A 24,469-nucleotide genomic window follows, 5' to 3' on the forward strand; every position below is an offset into this window, starting at 1 on the left:
TCGGGGCCGTCGCTGTTACTTCGACGGGACGACGGACGGGGCCTGCAGAACGCGGCTGCGAGGGGCCGGAGCCGGCGTTGGAGCCTCTTCCGGAGCGATCGCAGGAGCAGTGATCGGCGGAGCGACGGCCGGGGCATCGGCCGGAACCGGAGCGTCGACGACCCATTTGCGGCAGGTTTCCGAAATCGTGCGCGGCACGACTTTGCAGACCGGCACTTGGATCGTCTTCTCGACCTGGTAAGGAACCATGACCGTGTACTTCTCGATCTTGTCTTCCGTCACGTCGCGGTAGCGCGTGACTTGGAACGTGCGCGTCTTCTGTTCCGGAACGCATTGCACGTAGGGAACGTCTTTCTCGATGCGGGTCGCAACGGTTTCGCAAACTTGAACCTGGCGAACGCGCGTTTCCGGCTTGCAGACCGTGACGGCGTATTCATAAGGCTTAGCGACGATTTGCTGCTTCATCACCGTTTGCGTCACTTGTTGCTGCACGATCTTGGGAACCCAGATGCGAACGCAACGGGTAACCATCGGCGGCGGGCAAGCGGCGCATCCGCCGCAAGGCTGAGCGCAGCCGCGATAGCCGTAGCCGTAACCACGGCCGTAGCCGGAGTAGGTCGGGCAAGGAACCTGGACCATGCGCGTTTCCCAGCAACCACGGTCGACGCAGATCGTCGCGGTTTGCGTGACGGGAACGCATTGCAATTGATGTTGCACCCCTTGGCGACGTTCGACGTGCGGCACCATCACAGTGTACGACTGATCGACCGTCTTCATGACAGGCTTGTAGACGACTTCGGAGACCCGCTTCATCTGGGTCTGCTGCACCATGACGGTGTAGGCTTCGGTGACGGTTTCTTGATACGGGACGCGACGGCAAACCTTGTAGGCGCGATCGCGGGCTTCCGGCCGGCATTCCGTGACGAGGATCTTGCGCGTTTCGGTGCTGAGTTCACGGACGTAGACGGTGCGTTGCACGACGACGTCTTCGTAGTGGCCGCAGACGGTCGCACAGGAAGCGAGTACGGCAGGAGCCGCACAAGCCGGAGGTGCGCACTGCGGTGCGTTGCGGCGGCGGAAAATTCCGGCCTCGGCCGAACTTGCCGCGGCACTGACGACCAGGGTCATTGCCAACCCTAGCCAACGGTAGTTACTCACGAGATGCTCCTTTATTTCGCTGTCGCCGCGAGGCGTGCCCACGGTAAACCGCATGGGCCATCGACGCGCTGGGCTTTTGAAAAACGACTCAGCTATCGCACGAATATAACCATTAAAACGGTTAAGGAAATGGGGAGGTTTGGAAAAACTGTAGCGATTGCGTCGATTTGATTGTCGACCGTCGTATGCTTCCAGAGGGGTAAGCAGCACGGTTAAACGCCGACTTGCCGCTTCCAGCCGCTCCGGAATGCCGCTAAAGAGCGGCTTTTCCCCTGCCTGCGAATGCCGCGCGGTTAAGAATCGCGGCGTAAGACGCTCTCGGCGAGCCGGTGCAGCACGTCCCGTTGTGGGCCCGGCGGAAGGGAGGTCAGGTCGTTTTGGGCCGCGGAGGCGTAGCGCTGGGCCGCGAGACGGGCATAGGCGAGGCCGTCGCTTTCTTGCAGCCAAGGCTCAAGCAATGCCCGACGATTCCCGGCCGCCGTGAGCAGCTGCTTTTCAAGAATTTCGCGGCGCTCGGGACTGAGTTTGCTTAACAGACGGATCAACGGCAGCGTCGGCTTGAGTTGTTCGAGGTCGGTGCCGAGCGATTTGCCGGTGAGCGCTTCGTCTCCTTCGAGGTCGAGCAAGTCGTCGACGATTTGAAACGCGATGCCGAGGTTGCGGCCGTAATGTGACAGGGCTTCCTCTTGCTCGGCCGTGGCGGCTGCGAAATGCGCCCCTAGGCGGCAGCAGCAGGCGCAAAGCTCGGCCGTCTTGGCGTCTATGATGCCGATGTATTCCGCTTCGGAAAGTTCGAGTCGGCCGCGGCTGTTGATCTGTCGCATCTCCCCTTCGCAGACGATGTTCGTCGAACGGCCGATCAAGCGGCAGGCGAACGCGTCGTCGGTCGTGGCGGCTAGATAGAAGGCGTGGCTGAAGAGGAAGTCGCCTAAGAGCACGCCCGACTTGTTCCCCCATTTCGCGTTCACGGTATCTAGGTGCCGGCGCAAGGCCGCTTCATCGAGGACGTCGTCGTGAATCAGGGTCGCCGTGTGGATCATCTCCATCACGACGGCCAGCGTGATGTGCGCAGGGGTAACCGATCCGCAAGCCATTCCGGCCAGCAAGAGCAGGGCGGGGCGCAAGCGTTTACCCCCTAAGCGGAAGCCGTGTTTAACGAGCTGATCGACGTAAGGGTCGGCGCTGCGCAGTTGTAGGCGTAGCAGTTCCTCGACCTTTTGCATGTCGCCGCGAATGGAATCGAAGAGCGAAGCGAACGCCCGTTGCGCGATGTCTTGCCGGCCGGCCACGCTCGTCATGATTTTTGCTTCCCGGTTCGTCCTGTTTCCGTTTCGATTTCCGCGCTCGGAGCGAGCGGCTGTTCCGTTCGTCGGAAGTGCCCGCTCCGTCCGCCGCTCTTCTCTTCGAGGCGAATCGCTTCCAGCGTCATCGCGCGATCGACGCTCTTGCACATGTCGTAGATCGTCAGCGCGGCGACGCTCACCGCCGTCAGCGCTTCCATTTCGACTCCGGTTCGGCCCGTGCAGCGCACCACGGCTTCGATCAAAACCGACTCGTCGTCGAACGAGAAATCGAGCGTGGCTCCGTCGAGTGGTAGCGAATGGCAAAGCGGAATGAGCTCGTCGGTTCGCTTCGCCGCCATGATCCCGGCCAGCCGCGCGATTTCGAGCACCTCTCCTTTGCGATGCCCGCGCGTGCGGATCAGCGCCAGCGTCGTCGGCTGCATCCGAACGCGTCCCGAGGCTCGGGCCGTTCGCGCGGTGATCGGCTTGTCGCCGACATCGACCATGCGGGCGGCACCGGAAGAATCGAAATGCGTAAGTTCGTCCATGGAGTGCTTTGCCGCGTGCGGCGCGCATCGAACCGGAAAGGAAGCCCTTCACGTCGTCGCTCAATGCCCTGCGCCGCGGCGTTGTTTGTGAATTATTTCACACGGAGGGGCTAACAAGCAACCCGTAATGAGGCCTGCCGGCAGGCCGGGCGGCTCAACATCATACCGTTGGGAGAGTTGCGGCTGGCTTTAATGAGGCAAGACCGGACAAACATCGAGCCAAGTGCGGTTATCGGCTCCCATCCAATAGATCGCCTCGTCGGGGCCCCACATACCGGGTTCATATTCCGTCATCGCCGGCTGCTCGTTGTCTTGCCACGACTGCAAGATCGGGTCGACGATGCCCCACGCGAGTTCCACTTCATCGGCGCGGGCGAACAAGCTCGGATCGCCGGTCATCACGTCGAGCAGCAGCCGTTCGTAGCCGTCCGGCATCGTGCCGGCGAATTGGCTATCGAAACGGAAGTCGAGCGTCGTGAGGCGCATGCTCATTCCGGCGTCGGGCACTTTCGTTTGGAAGTGAACTTGGATTCCTTCCGCCGGCTGAATGTGAATGATGAGCCGGTTGGCTTCGACCTTGCGGCGCTTGTTCTTTTCGGTTGCGAAGAGCATGTGGGGCGGATCGCGAAACTGAATCACGATCTGCGTCGTCCGGCAACTCATCGCTTTGCCGCTGCGTAAATAAAACGGCACCCCTTGCCAGCGCCAGTTGTCGATCTTGAGCTTCGCCACGGCGTAGGTCGGCGTTTGGCTCTCGGGTGCCACTCCTTTTTCTTGGAGATAGCCTTTGTACTGCGAGCGCAGGGTCTTCGTCGCGACTTCTTCCGGCGTCATCGGCCGGATCGACTGCAAGACCTTCACCTTCTCGTTGCGCACGAGATCGGCCTCGAAGCGCGACGGGGCTTCCATCGCCGTGATCGAGAGCAATTGCAAGAGATGGTTTTGAAACATATCGCGCATCACGCCCGACGTATCGTAGTAGCCGGCTCTACGGCCGACGACGACTTCCTCCGCCGCCGTGATCTGGACGTGGTCGATGTAGTTGCGGTTCCAAAGAGGCTCGAAAATGGAATTTGCAAACCGCAGGACGAGGATGTTTTGAACGGTCTCTTTGCCGAGATAGTGATCGATCCGGTAGACCTGGCGCTCGCGAAAGACCCGATGGATTTCTTCGTTCAGCGCGTTCGCCGATTTAAAATCGGTGCCGAACGGCTTCTCGATCACGACGCGGCGCGTCCCCTGCGATTCGTCGGCGAGGCCCGACTTGCCGAGCCGATCAATCGCTTCCAGATAAAATTGCGGTGCGGTGGCGAGATAGTAGATGCGCGAGACCGATTGGCTCCCCTCGATTTCTTCCAGGGTCTTCTTCAGGGCCGCCATGTCGGCGTCGCTGCCGAGATCGCCGGCGTGATAGAAGATCTTCGCGGCGAACTCCGTCCAAAGTTTTTCGTCGAAATCCTTGCCGCAGAATTGGTGCGTGGTCTCGCCGAGTTGCTTGCGCCAAGCCTCGTGCGAGAACGGGGTTCGAGACGAGCCGACGATGCGCGTCTCCTCCGGCAAACGCTTCTTGCGATGCAGTTGATAGAGCGATGGAATCAGCTTCCGGCTCGTGAGATCGCCGGACGCGCCGAAGATTACGATGGTCGTCGCCATAAGTGCCGCCGAGGTGAAAGTGGGAACGACTTCGGTTCTAGAATCGCATGCCGGTGAATCCGCCGTCGACGTAATACGCCGCGCCGGTAATGAAGCTGCCGGCCTTCGGCGCCAGCAACAGAATCGCGCAGCCGATCAATTCGTCGGGCTCGCCGAAGCGGGCCATCGGGGTCTGACGCATGATGTTGTCGACCCGAGTTGCATCGAGAATCTTGCGGTTTTGCTCGGCCGGAAAGAAGCCGGGGCACAGGGCGTTCACGCGAACGCCGAGCGGCGCAAACTCGCGAGCTACGTTTTGCGTGAGGTTCACGACCGCCGCTTTCGAAGCGGAGTATGCGAAGACGCGCGACAACGGCAGATGCGAAGTCACGCTGCCGATGTTCAGAATCGCGCCGCTGCGGGCCGACGTCATTTGCTTGCCGAAGATTTGGCAACCGAGATGCGTACCGGTGAGGTTGATATCGAGCACGCGCTGAAAGTCTTCATCTTTCACGTCGGCATAGCTGCAGCCGGCGTTTACTCCCGCACCGTTGATGAGAATGTCGACCTTGCCGAATTGTCGGAGTGTTTCGGCGAGAATCGCATCCCAACTAGCGCGCTCGGCGACGTTCAACGGATGGAACACGGCTTTCCCGCCGGCAGCGCGAATCGCTTCGACGCGCGCCTCGCCACGCTCTTTCCCCTGACCGGCAACGACCACGGTCGCTCCGGCTTTCGCGATCCCTTCGCACAGCGCCCCACCGAGCACTCCCGTTCCGCCGGTCACGACGGCGACTTGACCGGAGAGCGAGAACAAGTTTTCGAGGAAGGAAGGCATAGGAGAACTCAAAAGTCGGAAGGCAAAATGCAAAAGTGCGGAAGAGGAATCGATGCCGAAGAAATGCTCCGGCGTTTTGCCTTTTGCATTTCTACTTTTAACTTTCCTTCTACTCCGGCTTCTTACGCAATTCGATCCATTCCGTGTGGAATGTGCCGGGCTTGTCGATGCGCTCGTAGGTGTGTGCGCCGAAGTAGTCTCGTTGCGCTTGCAGTAGGTTCGCCGGCAAGCGTTCGCTGCGGTAGCCGTCGAAGTAGGTGAGCGCGTTCACGAAGGCCGGGATCGGAATGCCGAGCTGCACCGCGGTGACGATGACATGCCGCCAGGCGGGCTGAGCCTTTTCGACGGCGTCGCGGAAGTACGGCGCGAGCAACAGATTCTCAAGATTCTTATCGTTATCGAACGCTTGCTTAATATATTCCAAGAAGCGGGCCCGAATGATGCAGCCGCCGCGCCACAGGAGGGCGATGCTGCCGAAGTCGAGCGGCCAGTTGTTTTCCTTCGCCGCGGCTTGCATCTGCACGTAGCCTTGTGCGTAGCTGCAAATCTTCGACGCGTAGAGTGCTTGCCGAACCGACTCGATGAACTTCGTCTTGTCGCCGGTGTATTTTTCCGTCGGTCCCTTGAGAACCTTGCTGGCACGCACGCGCGCGTCTTTCAAAGCCGAGAGGCAGCGAGCAAACACGGCCTCGGTCACCAAAGTGCTCGGGACACCGAGATCGAGCGCGAGCTGGCTCATCCACTTCCCGGTTCCCTTCGCGCCGGCCTTGTCCATGATGAGGTCGACCATGTCCTTGCCGGTGTCGGGATCCTTCACGCTGAAGATGTCGCGCGTGATTTCGATCAGATAGCTGTCGAGCTCTCCCTTGTTCCACGAAGCGAACACGTCGTAGAGCTCGGCGTTCGTCAAGCCGAGGGTCGTCTTCATGAGCAAGTACGCTTCGCAGATCATCTGCATGTCGCCGTACTCGATGCCGTTGTGAATCATCTTCACATACTGGCCGGCTCCGCGCGGGCCGACCCAATCGCAGCACGGAATGTCGTTGTTCGGGCCGACTTTCGCGGCGATGGCTTGAAAGATCGGCTTCACAAGCGGCCACGCGGCAGGACTGCCGCCGGGCATCATGCTCGGGCCCTTCAAGGCTCCCTCTTCACCGCCGGACACACCGGTGCCGATGAACAGCAGGCCTTTGCTTTCGACATATTGCGTGCGGCGATCGGTGTTCGTGTAGAGCTCGTTGCCGCCGTCGATCAGCACGTCGCCCGGCTCGAGCAGCGGAATGAGATGATCGATGAGCTCGTCGACGGGCTTGCCGGACTTGACCATCATCATGATCTTGCGGGGCTTCGCGACGTTCTTCACGATCTCTTCGAGCGAATGACAGCCGACGAACTTATGGCCCTCGCCGTGGTTTTTCATGAACGTGTCGACGACGGTCGTCGTCCGGTTGAAAACCGCGACGCTATATCCGCGGCTCTCGATGTTGCGCGCCAAGTTTTCGCCCATCACAGCCAACCCGATAAGACCGAAGTCGCAAAGCGAATTTTGTTGAGGTGCTGCAGACATATTCGATAGACCTTATTGCGATTTTTCGGAGAGATGCGTGGGGAATAACGGAAGAAAACGGCTGACGCTATTTTGCCTGAGCAACACCGCCGGCAAGACGCTCGGCAAACCGATCGCGAGCGAGCGGTCGAGAGTTGCGGCCGAACGTGCCGGCATCGCGAGGATTGTACCGCTGGAGCGAAAGACGAGCAATCGGCCGAAACCGGCGCGATCGGGGCTCGATTCGAGTGCTTTCGAAGTCCGATGCAAGGCGTGGAGAACGGATCGAAAGTTTCCGACCTTCGCCGGCCTCTCGCTTAGGTTGGCGAGAGCCGGCGAAGGGATGGAATGTCGAACTCCAGGCGGAGAGTAGGCGGCGCGAAGCTCGGCCGCGGCCCGGAGTAACCGTGACGGCGAACTCGACTTAGGCGGCTTTTCGCTTCGTCGTGGATTTCGAGCCGTGGCTCAGTTGGCTGCTGATCGTCGCGGTGAGTCGTTCGGCGGAAAGCGTGAGCACGATGTCGTGCAAACGGCGATCGAGAGGTTCTCCCTTATCGGCTTGCTTGCCGAGCACTGCCGAGACGATCGTCACGGCTTTCGCGCGGATGTAACCACGCGCTTCGGCCGGGGGCATTCCGGCGGCGCGAGAAACGGTCGCTTCGCGAACGGTTTCCGTATGTCGAGCGACGATCCTGTCGACATGCTGCGCGACGAGTTTGGTTTTGCGAAGGCCTTGAATCCATCCCAAGATCGACATGGCGATACTCCTTTGCGATCGGTAACGCTCGAACGTCCGAAGTCGTCGCGTCCGTCTTCCGCCGGAACAAGACGCCGGCAACTCCCTGCGGTGGCTCGGAGCTATCCATGGCTCCGCCGACGCACACCGCGGATCGTCGAGTAGGAAAGAGATCGAACCATCGTGCCGGCATTCTTCATGAGTTCCGAAATCAGCCTATCGGGCAAAAATAGGTAGTTTGTTTCGACTGCGTCGCCGCTGCGCGTGGTAACGCGTGTGCCGTAGTTTCCGAATCTGCGGAACTCTCTGTATTTTCCGTTTGAGTTGAAAGCCCGGTCGTACCGATGAATCCGTTGGAAGGTTCTCTCCGGCCTGGGGAAGGGTTGCTATTACGCAGCCCCCGGAAGCACCATTCGCGTCGGTACAACTGACTAGGACTAGTTTCCATGAAAGTCGCACGCTTCCTGCTAGCGCCCGCATTGCTGATGGCCCTGGCCGGTGACACCTTCGGTCAAGCGCCCCAAGGCCCGGTCTCGATGGACCCGGGCCCGATGATTCAAGGACCGATGTCGCAGGTGCCGACGGGCGATGCCGGCCCGATGGGGCCGGACTGTTACCCGATGCCGATGGAGTGCGGCCCGATCTTCGATGATTGCAATCCGCAGAGCAGGCTACGCCACCGAACCGGTCGCGGCTACGTGCAAGTCGATGCGATGCTCCTGCATCGCAACGACGCCACGGCGCAGACGCTTGCGTTCGACAACACGACCTTCGGCACGGTCGTCAGCACGAAGGATCCGAATTTCGGCTTCGAAACGGTGCCGCGCGTCACGGCGGGCTATGTATTCAACAACGACATCGCCTTGGAAACCACCATTTTTTATAAAGATGACTTCGATGCGAAGTATACCGGGGTTGCAGCGACCCCCGGCGGCCTGAGCTCCAATTTCGGGCCCGTGTTCACTTTCCTCGGCATACCCTTTTCGAATTACATCGGCTCCGATGCCGTCTCGGTCAGCATGGCAACGGGGATCCATAGCTATGAGCTCAACCTTGTGGAGACCTCGAGAGTCTTCAATTTCATCGCCGGCTTTCGTTATATGGAAGTTCGCGACAATATGAGCGTCGTTGCCGTGAACACCGTCGGCAGCTTCCCAGGGACCAGCAGTAGTTACATCGGAACTTATAATAGTTTGCTGGGAACCCAGTTCGGCGTGAAGACCGGCTACAGTTGGGAATTGTTGACGATCGATACCTCGGCGAAGGCGGGCATGTATTACAACAATGCTGCGAGCACGACGATGATTCGTGATGTCAACAATACCATCACTCCGGTGCCCGGAGACCAGCATCGTACCGGCACGAACGAAGCCTTCATCGGCGACTTTAACGTCAACCTCACGCTGCGTCTCGCGCCGTCCGTCGCGGCTCGATTGGGCTACCAAGCGATGTTCATTACCGACATCGCTTTAGCCGCCGATCAAATCAGTTCTTCGAACCCGAACGCACCTCTTGCTCCGACGTACACCGGGCAATCGCAAAATGCTCACGGCGACTTGTTCCTCCACGGCCCGTCGGCTGGTTTGGATTTTCGCTGGTAACGCAACGTGAACCGACCGAGCGTTGCGGGCTCGGGACGTAAGGAGATGTTCGCAACAATTCGTTGGTCGAAGATCGGGCGCTGTCGCCAAGTGGCTAAGGCAGCGGATTGCAAATCCGCCACCGTGGGTTCAACTCCCACCAGCGCCTCTCGTTTTCACTCCCGCGGTTTGAAAAGCTTAGAAAAGTCGCGGTAGTTCAGCGATCGGAAAGCGCAATGAAGAAATCGGTACTCGTGCTATTTTCGCTCGTGCTCACGGCCGGTGTCGCTGCGCGCGGCGTCGTGATGGCCGACGAGTCGGCTCCGGCCGTAGAAGCGAATGGTGCGTCGAGTTCCCCTGCGCCGGCTGCTGCTGCCCCGTTGCCTTCTCTTGCCGCACCCGACTCGGCGCCGCTCTCGCTGCCTGTCGCTACGCAGCCCGTCGCTCCTCAGGCTTCTCCGATCCTCGAATCGTCGGTTCCGCCCCAAAATATGTTTCTCGCGCCGGGCTCGAGTACGGGCACATTCAGCTCCGCGGCCGACGCGAATGTGCAACTGAACCGGAACTCCGGCGTCGTCGAAATGCCTTCGACTTACGGTCCCGGCTCGAATACGAGCCCGAACGGAAGTAGTGCCGGCGCCGACCCGCGAGCGATGGGGCCGGCGAACGTGCCGCAGCCCGATTCCAATCGTGCCGGGCGAGTGCTCAACAACTCCCTGAACGGCGATTGGTTCAACTATTGCGGACCGGAAGGCAGAAGCTGCTGCAGCCAGATCTACGGCGCGGTCGACGTCTGGGCCCTCGATCGAAAAGACGCCACGTTTCACATCGTCGCAGTCAATGCGACGAACACCTCGATCGCGCTCTCGACCTCGGAGCCGAACTTCCGGTGGGATAAAGCGACTCCGAGAATTACGTTAGGGCGATTGTTTTGCGATTGGGCTATCGAAGGGAGCGTGATTTACAAAGACGATATCAGCGCTCACGTCGATGCCGTGAGCACGGTCGGCAATACAGCCGTGTTTTTCGGTGCGCAGCCGGCGACGTCGAACTACACCGCCGCCACGCACATGCGGCTCGACCTCTACGACGGCTTCCATAGCTACGAACTGAACGCGATCGACACGCGCAGTTTCTTCCAAATGATTTACGGTTTCCGGTATATCGAGTTTCGCGAACAGCTAGCCGTGCGCAGCACTGCGGCAACCGGTACGAGCGATGCAGCGCTCGGCACATACAACCGGATGTTCGGCGGCCAGGTCGGAGTCCGCATGGACTACGTCGGCGCGATGTACGACTTCCAATTCAATCTCAAAGGGGGCATGTATCAAAACGATGCCAACTTCGGGACGAACATCACCGACATCAACAATACCACCGTGGTTCGCAGAACGCATCGCGACGGGCAGAACGAAGCGTATCTAGCCGAAATGAATCTGATGCTGACGTATCGCATGACGAACAGCATCAAGATGCGCCTCGGCTATCAGCTCATGTACATCTCGAACCTCGCTCTGGCCGCAGACCAGATCAGCCCAGTCCAGACAGCCGCCGGCAACCAGACCGGATTCGACATGAATTCCAAAGGGGAGCAATTCATGCGCGGCATCGTCGCCGGCTTCGAGTATCGCTGGTAGCTCGTCGCCTGACGCGGGAGCGGCGCGGCCGCTCAGCGCGAACCCGACTTTCGGGGGCCGAACTTCGGGTGTCGCGTCCTGACGGCGAGCAATTGACCGCTTAACTCCCCCTCGTTATCCTTTCCGTTTCGCTCGGCGGGCGATTTTCCTGCCGGCAAATTCTCGCATCTATCAAAAAGAGCGGCGCTGTCGCCAAGTGGCTAAGGCAGCGGATTGCAAATCCGCCACCGTGGGTTCGACTCCCACCAGCGCCTCTTTTTTTCTTACATCCGCGCCGACGCGGCGCGACTACCACACGAGCGGGATACCGCCCAGCTCCCGTCGTAACCGCGCTTCGCTAGGCTTTGCGCGCTTGGTTCTGCAGCAGATCCCGAATCTCCGCTAGCAGTTCTTGCTCTTTCGTCGGCGGAGCCGGAGGAGGAGGCGCATCGGCGCTCTTGCGCGTCATCGCGTTCATCGCCTTGATGACCATGAACAAGCAGAACGCCACGATCAAGAACGCAACTACGGCATTGATGAACTTGCCGTAGGGAATCGTCACCAGGACGTTGTTCGTAGTGGGATCGTACACTTTTGCGGCCAAGGTCGAAAAGTCGATCTTGCCGGTGATCGTGCCGACGACCGGTAGGAAGATGTCTTCGACCAGCGACGTGACGATCTTGCCGAACGCCGCTCCGATGACGACGCCGACCGCCATGTCGACGACGTTGCCGCGCATTACGAAGTCGCGAAACTCTTTTGCGAAGGTCATGCTGATAGCTCCTGAGATGAAACGTAAAGAGATGTGAGAATCGGGTTCGATCGTCGCCTTGCGGCGCACGTAGCGTCGAGCAACTCAGTACAGACGACCGGTTCGTCCCCGCCGAACGAGCGGTCTGCCATGTTAATTAGCGTATCAGATGCCGGCATCCGGCCCCAAGAGCCGCGGGCCTCGTTTCCGGCTCGCGTGCGCGTTCTCATGCGGAGACTTTAAAAATCCTCCGGCATAATCGTTAATTTCGATGCGGGCTCGGGCATTTCCCGACCGATAAAGACGACGAGGCCGCCTCGCGGTGCGCGCTTGCGCAAGCGCCGGCGATAGGTCGGTGCAGTAGCTCGAAGTCGAACACGGGAACATCCGCATGCTTCGCAGAGACGCTTTGAAATGGCTCGGCTGTGCGTTGCCCGCCGCTTACTTCGGGCAGATGCCGGTTCGCGCCGACGTCGCTCCCGGCAAGGCAGCGACTCCTACGAGCAGCGCTCTCCGGACGATCGAGATCGAGATCGATCGCGAGACCGAAGAAGCCGCCGTGGCGTCGAGCGTCGTCATCAGCCCCAACGGTCAGATCGTGGCCGCCGGCTGCGACGACCATCGTATTCGACTCTGGAACATCGCCGACGGCAGTACGATCGCGCAGCTCCGCTCGCATAACGATTGGGTGCGCGGCGTCGCGTTTCATCCTCAAGGCAAGAAGCTCGTTTCGGTCGGCGACGACTATGCCGTGTTGCTGTGGGATTTGGAAACTAACGCAGTCGTTCATCGTCATGACGTTGCGACGGGCGTGCTACATGCCGTCGCGTTTCGTCCCGATGGAAAAATCTTCGCCACGGCCGGCTTCGACGATCAGGTGCGCATCTTCGACGTCGCGACCGGAAAGATCACGCAACAGCTCACGGTGCCCGCCGCGGATGTGAAGGCGCTGGCGTTTTCACCGAATAATCAGCAACTCGCGGCGGCGGGTCGCAACGGGGTGATTCGCGTTTGGGATCTGACCGGCTTTAAGCAGCTGCGCGATATCCCGGCCCATCGGATGCGCGTCCGCAGCATCGCTTATTCGCCCGATAGCTCGCAAATGGCGTCGGTCGGCGACGATCGGAAGTTCTATCTCTGGAACGCCGACGGCACGCGCGCCGCAACGCTTCCGACCCCGGCCGGTCGACTGTTCTCGCTCACGTTTCTCGGGCCCGACTTTCTCGCTTCCGGTGGCAGCGACAACCTGATCCGCGTGCTCGACCTTCGTTCGCGACGGGAACTCGCGCAGCTCTCGGGCCATACCGGCAGCGTCGCGGGGCTCGACTATCACGCCGAGAGCAACCTGATCGCTTCGGCCGGTTTCGATACGACGGTTCGGATTTGGAAGCCGGCGCTGACGGAATCGTCGCCGGCGAAGATCACGCAACGGCCGACCTTCGCGCCGCCGCAAACCTTCTCGAAGTAGACTTCGATCACGACAAAGAAGGGCCTCGCAGGGCCGAACGTTACAAAGGGAGTTACGACGTGGGTTTTTTGTCGAACTGGTTGCGCGGCGATGAAGCACACTCGCAACCGAGCCCGGCCGCGCGGGCCGTGATGAAGCGTCGTTGCCGCATCGAGAAGCTGCAAGATCGCCGGCCGATGGCGGCCGATATCCATCTCGGCGCGGTCTACTATGAAGATACGACCGACGGCGAAGACCAGTCGCCGGACGTGATCGACATCAGCTGGACTGGCGGGCCGGCGGGTGGTGAGCTCAAGAGCCTCACCATCAATATGGATAAGAACAACAACGGCCTACTCGATCCGGGCGAGACGTTTTTCGACACCGCTGGGACGAACTTCGGCGTCGGCCAATTCGGCAACTCGGATTTGCAGCTCGTATCCAACGGCTTCTCGATTCTCTCGGCCAAGACCATCAGCGGCATCAGCGGCAACTGGGACGGCGCCACTTCGATCGTGCTCACGTTCTCGGGCTTCACCGCCGGGAAACATTTGCTCATCAAGGTCGACGTCGACGAGCAGGGCTTCTTCGGCTCGGCTAGCGCGATCACGGAAGGGGATGAGTTCCAGTATTCGCACATGACCGGCTCGTTCTCCGCGCCGCACTATAAAGACACCACCGGCACGGCCGACTTCTTCGATGCCTATTCCAACGCCGCGGCCGACCAAGTCGGGCTGCCGCGCGACGACTACTTCACGCCGCCGGCCCTGCCGACACCGGTGCGCACCGCCGGCGCGTTTATCAACTTGGTGCCCGAGCCCTATGCGAGCATCAAGGGGAACGTCCATGTCGACTACAACGGCGATTGCTTGGTCGATCCCGGCGAGCCGTTGCTTCAAGGAGTGACGATTCAGCTGCTCGATAGTTCGGGCAACGTTTTGCGGACCACGCTCACCGATGTAAACGGCAATTACGCGTTCGAAGATCTCGATGCCGGAACGTACTCGGTTCGCGAAATTCAACCCGCTTCGTACTTCAGCCATGCGGCTCTTACCGGCACGATCGGCGGCACGAAGGTCGGCACGGGCGGCACCAACGACATCATCACCGGCATCCAACTGACGGCCGGCGCTCAGGCGATCGACTACAACTTCTGCGAAGGCATCGGCCAGATCAGCGGTCGCGTGCATGCCGAAAACGACAACGACGGCACTTACCAATCCGGCGAGAAGCTCATCGCCGGCGTGACGATCGAACTGCTAAATTCCAGCGGCAACGTCATCGCCACGACCACGACCGACGCCGCAGGCGAATACCTGTTCGATAAGCTGCTCGTCGGCACGTATTCGGTACGCGAAGTCCAGCCGACGCTCTACTTCGACAGCTACGACAAAGTCGGGACGGTCGCCGGAGTTACTTCCGGATCGGTGACGATCAACGATCGGATCGACAACATCCAGCTCGTGGCGGCGTCGAAAGGGCTCCACTACGACTTCGTCGAGAAATATGGCAGCATCTCCGGTTTCATTCTCGACGACCGCAACGGCGACTGCGTCAAGCAAGTCACCGAAAACGGCATCGCCGGCGTGCAGATGGATCTCCGCGACTCCAGCGGTACGGTCATCGCCACGACGTTTACCGATGCCAACGGCAACTACAAGTTCGATACGCTCACGCGCGGAACCTACACCGTGTTCGAGCATCAGCCGCTCGGCTATCTCGATTCCGGCGACCACGTCGGCACGGTCAACGGAGTGCTCACCGGGACGAATAGCGCGAATGATACGTTGAGCGCCATCGCCTTGCTTGCTGGACCCGACGGCATCAACTACAACTTCTGCGAAGTTCTGCCGGCGAGCATCAGCGGCCGCGTGCATGCCGATGCCAACGGCGACTGCATCTACCAGCCGACCGAAGTCTTGATCGCCGGCGTGAAGATGGACTTGCTCGACGTGAACGGCAACGTCATCGCCACGACCTTTACCGACGTCAACGGACAATACAAGTTCGACAACTTGCGCCCGGGCACCTACTCGGTGCGCGAAACGCAACCGTCGCTCTACTTCGACTCCGGCGATCACGTCGGCACGGTCGGCGGAGTGCTTAACGGCACGACCACGATCAACGATCGCCTCGACAACATCGTGCTTGTCGCCGGTTCGCAAGGCATCAACTACAACTACTGCGAAAAATACGGCAGCATCGCCGGCTTCGTGCTCGATGATCGCAACGGCGACTGCGTGAAGCAAGATAATGAAAACGGCATCGCCGGCGTGAAGATGGAACTGCTCAACGAGAGCGGCACCGTCGTCGCAACGACCTTCACCGACGCGACCGGCAACTACAAGTTCGAGCAACTGACGCGCGGCACCTATACCGTCCGCGAGAATCAGCCGACGGGCTACTTCGATTCCGGCGACCACATCGGCACGATCAATGGCGTGCTCACCGGTTTCTATGCGGCGAACGACATCATCGGCGGCATCGCGCTCCTCACCGGGCCGGACGGGATCAAGTACAACTTCTGCGAGAACTTGCCGGCGAGTCTCGGCGGCGTCGTGTTTCAAGACGGGCCGGTGATTCTGGTCGCCGATTCGACGACGCCCCTCTCGGAAATCATCGCCGGACTTCCGAGCATTCGCGACGGCGTCCTCACCGGCGACGACGTGCGCCTCCCCGGCGTAACGCTCCGCCTGTTCCGCGCCGACGGCCAGCCGATCTTCGACGTCAACGGCAACCTTGTCGAATACACGACCACCAAGGCCGACGGCTCGTACTTGTTTACCGGCCTCCGGGCGGGAGAATACTACGTCGCCGAAGTGCAACCGGCCGGCTACATCGATTCGATCGACACGCCGGGCTCGACCGGCGGCTTCGTCGTGCTGCCCGACACGATCGCGAAGATCACGCTCGGCTGGGGGCAGTTCTCGCAGCAGAACAACTTCAGCGAAGTGCTGATCACGAACGCGCCGTTCCGCGTGACGCTCGATCCGCCGGCGCCGGCGCCGTTCGTCGCCAACCCGGCCGCTCCGCCGCCGCCTGCCGCACCGCCGCTTGGCAACGTGAACTACGTCGCACCGCCGACGCTCGACCTCTACAACTCGGGAGTCGTCGGTTACACGTGGCACTTGAGCGTCGTCAACGGCGGCAAGCCGCGCACGTCGCGGCTTACGCAAAGTCAGACGGTCGCCAGCTCGCGCGAAATCGAAGAGATTCAAGCGGCTCGGCCCGATTGGCGGAGTGAGACCGTGAAGCAAGGTCTGTTTAAGCTCCGGACGGGCGAAGACGATCAGCCGAGCATTCGCGAGCTGACCTTCGGCGTCGAGCATGCCATGCCGGTGACCGGCGACTTCAACGGCGACGGCAGTACCGACGTCGGCGTGTTCAAAGAAGGGAGCTGGTACGTCGACCTCAACGGCAACGGCGAGTGGGACGAACAAGATTTGTGGGCCAAGCTCGGACGTCGCGACGATCTGCCGATCACCGGCGATTGGGACGGCGACGGCAAGGTCGACATCGCGATCTTCGGTCGCGCTTGGCCGGGCGATCCGCGGCACATCGCCGCCGATCCGGGCTTGCCTTCGTCCGAAAACGCGAAACACGACAAGGTGAAGAACCTCCCGCCGCTCGCAGGCGAAGCGACGCTCGGCGTGCGCGCCATGCAACTCACGTCGACCGGTTCCGTCCGCTCGGACCTGATCGACCACGTGTTCCTCTACGGTTGGGGCGGCGACCAGCCGATCGCCGGCGATTGGACCGGCGAAGGGCAAGAGATGATCGGCATCTTCCGCAACGGCGCGTGGAAGCTCGACCTCACCGGCGACGGTAAGTACACCGACGAAGACAAGGCCTTCCAGATGGGCCAAGCCGGCGACAAGCCCGTGGTCGGCGATTTCGACGGCGACACGATCGCCGATGTCGGCATCTATCGCGACGGCCTCTGGCACATCGACACGAACCACGACGGCGTGCTCGATGCCCGCGATCGCGCGTTCACGTTCGGCGATGCCAACGACACGCCGGTCGTCGGCGATTGGGACGGCGACGGCGTCGACGACCCAGGCCTGTATCGCGACATCAAGGCCACCGCGAAGCGATAATTCCCCGGCTTATCGGCCGGCTGCACCCGCGAAACCGCAAGCGAGACGTAAACCCGTACGCTTGCGGGTTCGCGAACTCATCGTTGCGCCCCCTTGCTTGGCAGCCTCGCGCGTCAAGCCTTATCTAATCCTCGGAATTTCTCCATTCCGATTGGACGCGCACGGAATCGCGACCTACTTTTTAGATGCGACCCGAATTCGTCAACACGATGACGAAGCCCGAGTCGTTCCGAGGTCGCACCGCCGCATTTCTCGCGGCTTCGGATTCACCGTTCATATCTCGTCCGCAAAGTCTCGCCAGATTCGCCCGCTTGCCGAACGGCCACGTTCGGCGGCGGAGAACTTAAAATAGGCCCATTCACTTGGCCGCTTATTTTTGTTCTGCTGATTGTAACGACTGTCACATCTTTGCCGTTCATCCTGGTAATCAGTCTATGCAATTTTTCCGCGCTCCCGTTGCGCGCCTCGTGACCGAAATGCGAAACCACTCCGCGTTCATGCTGCTTGCCTGCGCCGCAGAGATGTTCTGCGCAGCGGGTGCCGCTGCGGAAGAGTTTTCGCGAAGTCACACGAGTGCGTGGCACCTCAGCATCGTCGACGGCGGCAAGCCGCGCGGCGCTGCGGGGACGAAGAGCGAGGCCACGCTGCTGCCTATCTCCTCGACGACGAAGCTCGAAGCCCTGTCGGAATCGGATCGCGCTTCGTGGAGCTTGCAGCTGGGAATGGTTCGCCCGCCGCATGCCTTTCAGACTTACTTCGGCCCGACGGCCGGCACGCCGATCGCCGGCGACTTCAACGGCGACGGCTACGATGAGCTCGGCATGTTCGTCGACGGCCGTTGGTATGTCGATCTCAACGGCAACAACACTTGGGACCGCGACGACCTCTGGGCTTCGTTCGGCAATCGGGGCGATGTGCCTGTCGTCGGCGATTGGAACCAAGACGGCAAAGACGACTTCGGCATCGTGACGCGCTCCGGAGTGTCGCTCCGTGCGGCGGCGTCGACCGAGCCCGGCTTCGCTCACCCGCTCAATACAAATCGGAACGTGTCGAAGAACCTCGGCGTTCCGCGAACCGAGATCGAGCCGGCCTTGCTCCGCACGTCGTCGGGTGGCGAACAACGAGCCGCGGTGCGGCATGTGTTCGAGTTCGGCGCTGCGAATTCGATTCCCGTCGTCGGCGATTGGACCGGCACGGGAGTCAGCAGCATCGGCACGTTTCAAGACGGCTGCTGGAAACTCGACCTCGACGGCGACGGCCGCTGGACGACGGCCGATGCGATGATCGATCTTGGACAACCCGGCGATTTGCCGATCGTCGGCGACTTCAACCGCGACGGACGAGACGATCTCGGCATCTATCGTCGCGGCACATGGCACATTGATACGACCGGTGATCGACGCTTGGGCAACGACGACCTCATCCTTCAACTCGGCGACGCGGACGACACCCCCGTAGTCGGCGATTGGGATGGCGATGGTCGGGCTCAGATCGGCGTCGTTCATCGCACCGCGAACGGGAGCTGACCTCCTCCCGTTTGCGCGACTACACCTGCCGCGGCTGCGGAGCCCGGCACACAACTCGATGTGGCGAGTCGGCCGATGATCCAGACCCCGGATCGTTCGGCCGACTTGTTTTTGGGGGGAGCCGCACCCGACGTTGTTTCGCTATTCGACGGTGACGTAGCTGAAGGTCACACCGATCCAAATGCAAAGGCCAATCGCGGCGATGCAGGCGACTATGTCGAAAGCGACCGAATAGCTAAGTCGGTAGCGATAGAAATATTGAAAGATCGAGCCGACGAAAAGATAAATCATCGCGATCGATTCGCCGACGGAAAAGAGCGGCCCTAGAAGCCCGAAGGCCTTTTGCCCTTCGATCCCGGCAAGCGATGGATCCTCGCCCCATTGCATGTGCGAGATGAGAGGGGATGCTGCAACGGCGAACGTGAGCACGAATCGAAAGCCGGCGGCGGTAAATTGATCTAATCGATCGATATCGCTTACTACTCCTCTTTCAACTTCGCGAGCTCGGCTGTTGCTTCGGCGATTTGTTTTTCCAAGCTCCGGACTTCTTCCGGGTCGTCCATCTGCTTCTTAGCCGCCGCGAGAAGCTGCTGCGCTTTCGTCAGTTTCTGTTTCAAGACTTCGCTGCGCTTCTTATCGCGTTTATCCATAACCTTGATTCCATGATTCTCAGACGGACGTTGCTGCCGAGCCCGACGCTTGCGATTATTCCTTGTGGAAAACTGCGTGGCAAGCGTCGCAGCTTTTGCCTAGGCGATCGACCGCCTTCTTGAAGCCGGCCTCGTCGTCGCCGTGGACCGACTTCGAGAGGTCGACCGTGGCGTCGCGCATTTCGACCGCCATCGCGTACCACTTCGGCAAGTCGGCCGGGTTCTTCACTTCGTGCGTGTCGTAGATCGTGGCTTGCGCGAACGCCGTTAAGATCGCGGCCGCCTCGGCGCTGTCTTCCTTCGTCTTCTCGAAACGGCGGAGGTTGCGACGTACCCGGCTGTTCACCTCCGCAGTTTCGTGCATCATGCGTCCTAGCGAAGCAAATTTTTCCCACTTCGGCTGTTCGCTGCTCGACGTTCCGGCGGTCGTGGTCGCCGTCAGGAGCGCGTCGTAGGCTTTCTTCGCGGTTGCGTAGTCTTTGCTGCGAGCAAGGTCGCGGGCCGCGGTCATCCCTGCGACCGCTCCGGCCTGGAACGACGATTTGCCGTCGTGGTTCCCGACGTTTTGCAACAGCGCCGTCACGGCGTTCGCCTTCTTGCCGAGTTGGTCTTTGGCTTTGCCGTAGCTCTCTTCGTCGACCATCATCTCCTTGAGCTTCGCCAAGTAATTCTTCAACGCAACGTCGAGATCGGCCACGGCGACGATGGTCGACAGCTTCGGCGCAGCGGGAGCATCGGCGAAAGCCAAGCCCAGGCCTGCAAGAAGCAGAGCCGCGCACGACGTCGGGCCGATGAACTTCCAGCGGCTTTCGCCGGCCGACGAAGCGGAGGCGAATAAGAAAGATAGCGACACGGCAGGCCTCGGAGAGTTGCAACGGACTGTACACGGCGACTTCGCTCGAACCTCAGTCTGATTGGCGGCGAGCGCCGCTGTCAAGGAGCCTGTTTTTGCGGAATCGGCGCGTCGTTCGGCGAACTTGTCCGAGCGTTTGACAACCCGACACGGCGACTTCTAAAATCCTGGTTTCCCACGTGCTAGCGGTGCTCTAAGGATATGGCTAAAGCCACCTATAAAGATGCGGGCGTAGATCTCGAAGTCTACGATCAGGCGATGGCTCGCCTTCCCCGCTTGTTGCACCGCACGCATACGCCGCGTGTGATGCCGCTCGACGGCGGATTCGCAGGGCTCTTCAAGCTCGATTTCGCGAGCCCGTTGTTCGCCCGTAACTATGAAGAGCCGGTGCTGGTGTCGTGTACCGATGGGGTGGGGACGAAGCTCAAAGTCGCGGTTGAGGCTGATCGGCATGCGACCGTCGGCATCGATCTCGTGGCGATGAGCGTCAACGACGCTTTGTGCTGCGGGGCGGAGCCGTTGTTCTTTCTCGATTACGTCGCGATGTCGCATGACGACCCGGTGCGGCTCGAGCAGATCGTGCAAGGGGTGACCGACGGCTGCCTCGAAGCCGACTGTTCGTTGCTCGGCGGCGAGACGGCGATCATGCCGGATATCTATGCCCGCGGCGATTACGACTTGGCCGGCTTCTGCGTCGGCGTGGTCGATAAGAAGCGGCTCATCGATGGTAAGCAGATCGTGCCCGGCGATGTGATCCTCGGCCTTGCGTCTAGCGGCTTCCACTCGAACGGCTACAGCCTGGTGCGGCGCGTGGTGTTCGACATCGCGAAGCTCAAAGTCGGCGAGCATGTGCCGGAACTCGGCATGACGGTCGCCGATGCGCTACTTGAGCCGACGCGGATCTACGTGAAACCGATTCGCAAATTGCTCGGCAACTATCGCGTGAAACACGTCGTCCACGGCATCGCTCACATCACCGGCGGTGGACTGCACGGCAACTTGGAACGGATCATTCCGGCGGGTTGCCAAGCGAAGATCGATCGCTACTGCTGGCCGATTCCGCCGGTCTTTAAGTGGCTGCAAAGGCTCGGCGAGATCGAGCAAGACGAAATGGACACGGTCTTCAACATGGGCCTGGGCATGGTCGTGGTCGTGAGCCCGTACTATGCGTAGAGCGTGCGGCACCAGTTGCAGGAGTGCGGCGTGGACTGCTTCGAGATCGGCAAAATCACGGCAGGGCCCGGCGGCTGCGCTTGGGCGTAAGGTAGTAGGCACGTTCCACGTGCCGGAACCACACGGATCGTTGAAGCACATCCCCGGATCGCGATGTGGGCTTATTCATGCTGCGACGTGACCGGCCGGTTCACACCGGCCGCTCGCCAGGAGTGGGGCGCGATCTTGCTTTGCGCCGCATGCGCGGCGTGTGGCTACGGCACGTGGAACGTGCCTGCTACTTTAACGCATGCCGAGCTTCGGCGGGGCGTCGTTCGCTTTCGACGGGCCGGCCTTCCTCAGCGCTTCGAAGATTTGCGTTTGCGTGTAGCCGTCGGCGAAGACGATCGGGCGGCTCGGGTCGCCGGCCGGGAAGATCGCGATCACCGGCACGCCGCCGCTGGGGTTCAACTTGCGCAAAAGGTCGGTCAGCTCTTGCGGCGGGCTCGTCATGTCGGCTTCGAACGGCACCACTCCCAACTGGTCGAAGAGTTGCTTCGTCTCCGGTTTGTCGAGGTACAGGCTCTTGAGCAATTTGCACGTCGCGCACCAGTCGGCCGTGAAGTCGACGAGAACGGTCTGGTTGCTGGCGAACGCGGTTTGCAATTGCGGCATCGAAAGGTGCTGCCAGTTGATCGCGTCGGTCGGAGCGGTGTGCGCCGCCGCTACGGACTTGCCGATCGCGACGTCTTGCGTCCGCTTCGCGATTTGCGCGTCGACGTAACGCTCGACGCGGTAATCGATGATCCCTTGCAGCTGCGAAAACGCGAACCAACCGATCGCGAGGCTCCAGACGGTCGCACCGGCCCACGCTTTCAGCTTTTGCGGCAGCTCGGCATAGACGGGCGTTCGGCCGATCCACCAGCAGCCGGCCCATAGGCCGAAGATCAACGTGATCGTCGGAATGAGCCGCGCGATCGGCAACGATGTGAGCAACCAGACGACCGTCGCCAACAGGACGAACCCCATTACTTGCTTGAAGGTGTCCATCCATTCGCCCGGCTTCGGTAGAAACCGCAACAGCGACGGCTGCAAGCCGATCGCCAAATAAGGAGAAGCCATGCCGAGGCCCATCGCCGTGAAGATCGCGAACGTCACCGGCGCACTTTCGCGCAGCGCGAAGCCGACGGCCGCCGCCAGCCCGGGCCCGCTGCACGGCGTGGCGAGGATGGTCGTGATGATTCCCTTGAAGAAAGCGCCGCCCGCCCCTTCTTTCGAAGCGAGCTTCTGGGCGTTGCCGCTTCCGGCAAAGCCTGGGATCGGAATCTCCCAGACGCCGAGGAAGCTCAGCGCCATCACGAAGACGATCGCGACGAGCGAGATCGTGAAGCCGTCGTAGCTGAACTGCTGGCCCCAACCGAACGATGTGTTGAAGCCGACGCGGAGCACGATCGGAATCGCGGCGAGCACCCAAAACACGCTGAGCATGCCGAGCGCGTACCAGACGTTGAGCATCAGAATCTTCTTGCGATCGTGGCCGCTTTGCTCGACGAACGAGAGGACCTTGAGACCGATCACCGGCAGCACGCAGGGCATGAAGTTGAGAATCAACCCGGCGAAGAAACCGATCATGAGCATATACGGCAATGACGACGGAGCTTCATCCGAGCGAATCTGGATGTTCGCCAACGGATCGGCCGTGGTTGCTGTAGCAGGGGTATCGGATGCCGTCGGCAGGGCCGTTGCCGTCGCTGCTTCGACGAGCTTCGCGAGACCGCGATAGTTTTCCGGTTCGGTGAAGCGGACCTTTGAGCCGTCGACGAGGCCCGTCGGACCGACCGTGAGTGTCGCTTCGAACTTCACGGCAGAAGGGCGATCGCATTGCGCGTCGGATTTGCAGGTCTGGAAGCCGATGGCGCCTGCGAGGCGATAGGCGCCCGGCTTCGTGCCGGCGGGAATTTCGATCTCGCTCGTCCACGTAACCGGCTTCTCGAAGTAGGCGAGTTGGCCCGCTTCGTGGGCTGCGATCGGTTGTTGATCGGCCGTGGGCTTGCCGATTTTCAGGCCCGATGTTTCGCTGAACACGATCAACGTCGGCTGGTTGCCGAGCTTGGGAACGACCGTGTCGGTGATATAGACATGCCACTCGGGTGCCGACTCGGCTCGGAAACTGATCGCCGCTTTGCCCTCTAGCCCCTTGGTCGTCGGCGAGAGTTCGCCGCTGAGGGTGATGTGACTAAGGTCCGGCTTGTAGGTTTCGGTCGAAGCGGAAGTCGCCGGCGAAGTCGGCGCGGCCGGTTGCGTGAACGCGGAGATTCCGGCCGGAAGACCGGTGTTCGGGCTCGGTGGCGCGAACGAGGTCGGCATCGGCGGGCCCGTCGAAGGAATCGTCGACGTCGACGGAGTGGGCGGGGCGAAGGAAGCTGGAGCTTCCGACGTCGGCGCTCCGGCGAGCTTCAGCGTGAACGGATAGTCTTGTGGCGGCAAGCAGACGTTGGAGCAGGCTTGCGCAAGGACCGAGCCGGCGATCGCGAGCTTCGCCAGATCGACGCCCGGACTCAGCTCGATCGGCGCGTTCCATGTGACTTCGCCGTCGTGCGTTTCGACGACCAAGTTGTCGAAGGCCGGTTCGGGTGCCGTGTGCGGCGCTTGAACGACGACGAACTCGCCGATCTTATAATCGGCCGACGGCGGGAGCTTGATCTTCGTGCGTACCGGTCCGCCCGGCGGTTGCGTCGTGGAATAGATATGCCAACCGGGGGTCATTTGCGCGGTGATGGAGACCCGTCCGGTCTTGCCGTCGGCAGCGGGAATGATCGCCCCTTTGGCCGTGACGACCGGGCCCGTCGGTTCGGCATTGCCGCTCAAGTTCAAAGGCTGAAAGCCAGGCGCCTGCGCGCGAACATCCGAGGCCAGATTGCCCGGGCCGAGAAAACATCCGAGCGCGAGCAGCGCGAGAAGTCGCAGGGTGTAGCGTCGCAGGTGTTGGCGTTGCATGGGCGATCAAATCCTTGCCGGGCAAGTGGTTGGCGGTCGGGTTCATTCTATCGGGC

18 protein-coding genes and 2 tRNA genes are annotated in these 24,469 nt (G+C 60.9%); 8 read left to right on the top strand and 12 right to left on the bottom strand.

Annotated elements, in window-relative coordinates:
* Positions 1-15: 15 nt before the first annotated feature.
* From K8U03_26145 to K8U03_26175, 7 genes are all read right to left on the bottom strand, one after another.
* Entirely contained in the window at positions 16-1,158 is a 1,143-nt protein-coding gene (locus K8U03_26145) for a hypothetical protein (GenBank protein MCE9608381.1), read from the bottom strand.
* Between the two features lie 293 nt (positions 1,159-1,451).
* Entirely contained in the window at positions 1,452-2,381 is a 930-nt protein-coding gene (locus K8U03_26150; GenBank protein MCE9608382.1) for a polyprenyl synthetase family protein, read from the bottom strand.
* A gap of 71 nt (positions 2,382-2,452) precedes the next feature.
* Positions 2,453-2,989, bottom strand: coding sequence for a cyclic pyranopterin monophosphate synthase MoaC (gene moaC / locus K8U03_26155; GenBank protein MCE9608383.1), 537 nt, complete (start codon positions 2,987-2,989; stop codon positions 2,453-2,455).
* Between the two features lie 189 nt (positions 2,990-3,178).
* Positions 3,179-4,642, bottom strand: a complete 1,464-nt coding sequence (gene zwf, locus K8U03_26160; protein ID MCE9608384.1) for a glucose-6-phosphate dehydrogenase — start codon at positions 4,640-4,642, stop codon at positions 3,179-3,181.
* Positions 4,643-4,679: 37 nt separating this feature from the next.
* Complete coding sequence (locus K8U03_26165; GenBank protein ID MCE9608385.1) at positions 4,680-5,459, bottom strand: SDR family oxidoreductase; 780 nt, start codon at positions 5,457-5,459, stop codon at positions 4,680-4,682.
* Between the two features lie 109 nt (positions 5,460-5,568).
* Complete coding sequence (gndA, locus tag K8U03_26170) at positions 5,569-7,026, bottom strand: NADP-dependent phosphogluconate dehydrogenase (GenBank protein ID MCE9608386.1); 1,458 nt, start codon at positions 7,024-7,026, stop codon at positions 5,569-5,571.
* A gap of 403 nt (positions 7,027-7,429) precedes the next feature.
* Positions 7,430-7,762 carry a hypothetical protein gene (locus K8U03_26175; protein ID MCE9608387.1) on the bottom strand — a complete coding sequence of 111 codons (333 nt, stop codon included), beginning with the start codon at positions 7,760-7,762 and terminating at the stop codon, positions 7,430-7,432.
* 425 nt (positions 7,763-8,187) lie between these two features.
* Here K8U03_26175 and K8U03_26180 point away from each other — a divergent pair, with 425 nt between their 5' ends.
* From K8U03_26180 to K8U03_26195, 4 genes are all read left to right on the top strand, one after another.
* Entirely contained in the window at positions 8,188-9,342 is a 1,155-nt protein-coding gene (locus tag K8U03_26180) for a BBP7 family outer membrane beta-barrel protein (protein ID MCE9608388.1), read from the top strand.
* 76 nt (positions 9,343-9,418) lie between these two features.
* Positions 9,419-9,490: transfer RNA gene (locus tag K8U03_26185), tRNA-Cys, on the top strand.
* Positions 9,491-9,557: 67 nt separating this feature from the next.
* The gene (locus K8U03_26190) at positions 9,558-10,958 is read left to right on the top strand and encodes a BBP7 family outer membrane beta-barrel protein (GenBank protein ID MCE9608389.1); all 1,401 of its coding nucleotides are present in this window, start codon (positions 9,558-9,560) and stop codon (positions 10,956-10,958) included.
* A 182-nt stretch (positions 10,959-11,140) separates the two neighbouring features.
* Positions 11,141-11,212 (top strand) — tRNA-Cys (locus K8U03_26195).
* Positions 11,213-11,295: 83 nt separating this feature from the next.
* On the opposite strand, the gene mscL is transcribed toward K8U03_26195, so the two are convergent.
* Positions 11,296-11,709, bottom strand: a complete 414-nt coding sequence (gene mscL / locus K8U03_26200) for a large-conductance mechanosensitive channel protein MscL (protein ID MCE9608390.1) — start codon at positions 11,707-11,709, stop codon at positions 11,296-11,298.
* Positions 11,710-12,079: 370 nt separating this feature from the next.
* Between mscL and K8U03_26205 the strand changes: the two genes are divergently transcribed.
* The 3 genes from K8U03_26205 (at position 12,080) to K8U03_26215 (ending at position 18,761) form a co-directional block, all read left to right on the top strand.
* Positions 12,080-13,156, top strand: a complete 1,077-nt coding sequence (locus K8U03_26205) for a WD40 repeat domain-containing protein (GenBank protein MCE9608391.1) — start codon at positions 12,080-12,082, stop codon at positions 13,154-13,156.
* Between the two features lie 59 nt (positions 13,157-13,215).
* Positions 13,216-17,235 (top strand): hypothetical protein, encoded by a 4,020-nt coding sequence (locus K8U03_26210; GenBank protein ID MCE9608392.1) that lies wholly within the window; start codon positions 13,216-13,218, stop codon positions 17,233-17,235.
* Between the two features lie 476 nt (positions 17,236-17,711).
* Positions 17,712-18,761: a VCBS repeat-containing protein gene (locus tag K8U03_26215; GenBank protein ID MCE9608393.1), complete on the top strand. Its 1,050-nt coding sequence runs from the start codon at positions 17,712-17,714 to the stop codon at positions 18,759-18,761.
* Positions 18,762-18,902: 141 nt separating this feature from the next.
* Here K8U03_26215 and K8U03_26220 read toward each other — a convergent pair whose 3' ends face one another.
* The 3 genes from K8U03_26220 to K8U03_26230 are packed head-to-tail and all read right to left on the bottom strand — an operon-like array spanning position 18,903 to position 20,264.
* Entirely contained in the window at positions 18,903-19,190 is a 288-nt protein-coding gene (locus K8U03_26220) for a hypothetical protein (protein ID MCE9608394.1), read from the bottom strand.
* 50 nt (positions 19,191-19,240) lie between these two features.
* The gene (locus tag K8U03_26225; GenBank protein ID MCE9608395.1) at positions 19,241-19,411 is read right to left on the bottom strand and encodes a hypothetical protein; all 171 of its coding nucleotides are present in this window, start codon (positions 19,409-19,411) and stop codon (positions 19,241-19,243) included.
* Positions 19,412-19,466: 55 nt separating this feature from the next.
* Positions 19,467-20,264, bottom strand: a complete 798-nt coding sequence (locus tag K8U03_26230; protein ID MCE9608396.1) for a cytochrome c — start codon at positions 20,262-20,264, stop codon at positions 19,467-19,469.
* Positions 20,265-20,465: 201 nt separating this feature from the next.
* Here K8U03_26230 and purM point away from each other — a divergent pair, with 201 nt between their 5' ends.
* Complete coding sequence (gene purM, locus K8U03_26235) at positions 20,466-21,437, top strand: phosphoribosylformylglycinamidine cyclo-ligase (GenBank protein MCE9608397.1); 972 nt, start codon at positions 20,466-20,468, stop codon at positions 21,435-21,437.
* A 282-nt stretch (positions 21,438-21,719) separates the two neighbouring features.
* On the opposite strand, the gene K8U03_26240 is transcribed toward purM, so the two are convergent.
* Entirely contained in the window at positions 21,720-24,413 is a 2,694-nt protein-coding gene (locus K8U03_26240) for a thioredoxin family protein (GenBank protein MCE9608398.1), read from the bottom strand.
* Positions 24,414-24,469 lie beyond the last annotated feature (56 nt).

The organism is Planctomycetia bacterium (assembly GCA_021413845.1).
GTDB lineage: Bacteria > Planctomycetota > Planctomycetia > Pirellulales > PNKZ01 > PNKZ01.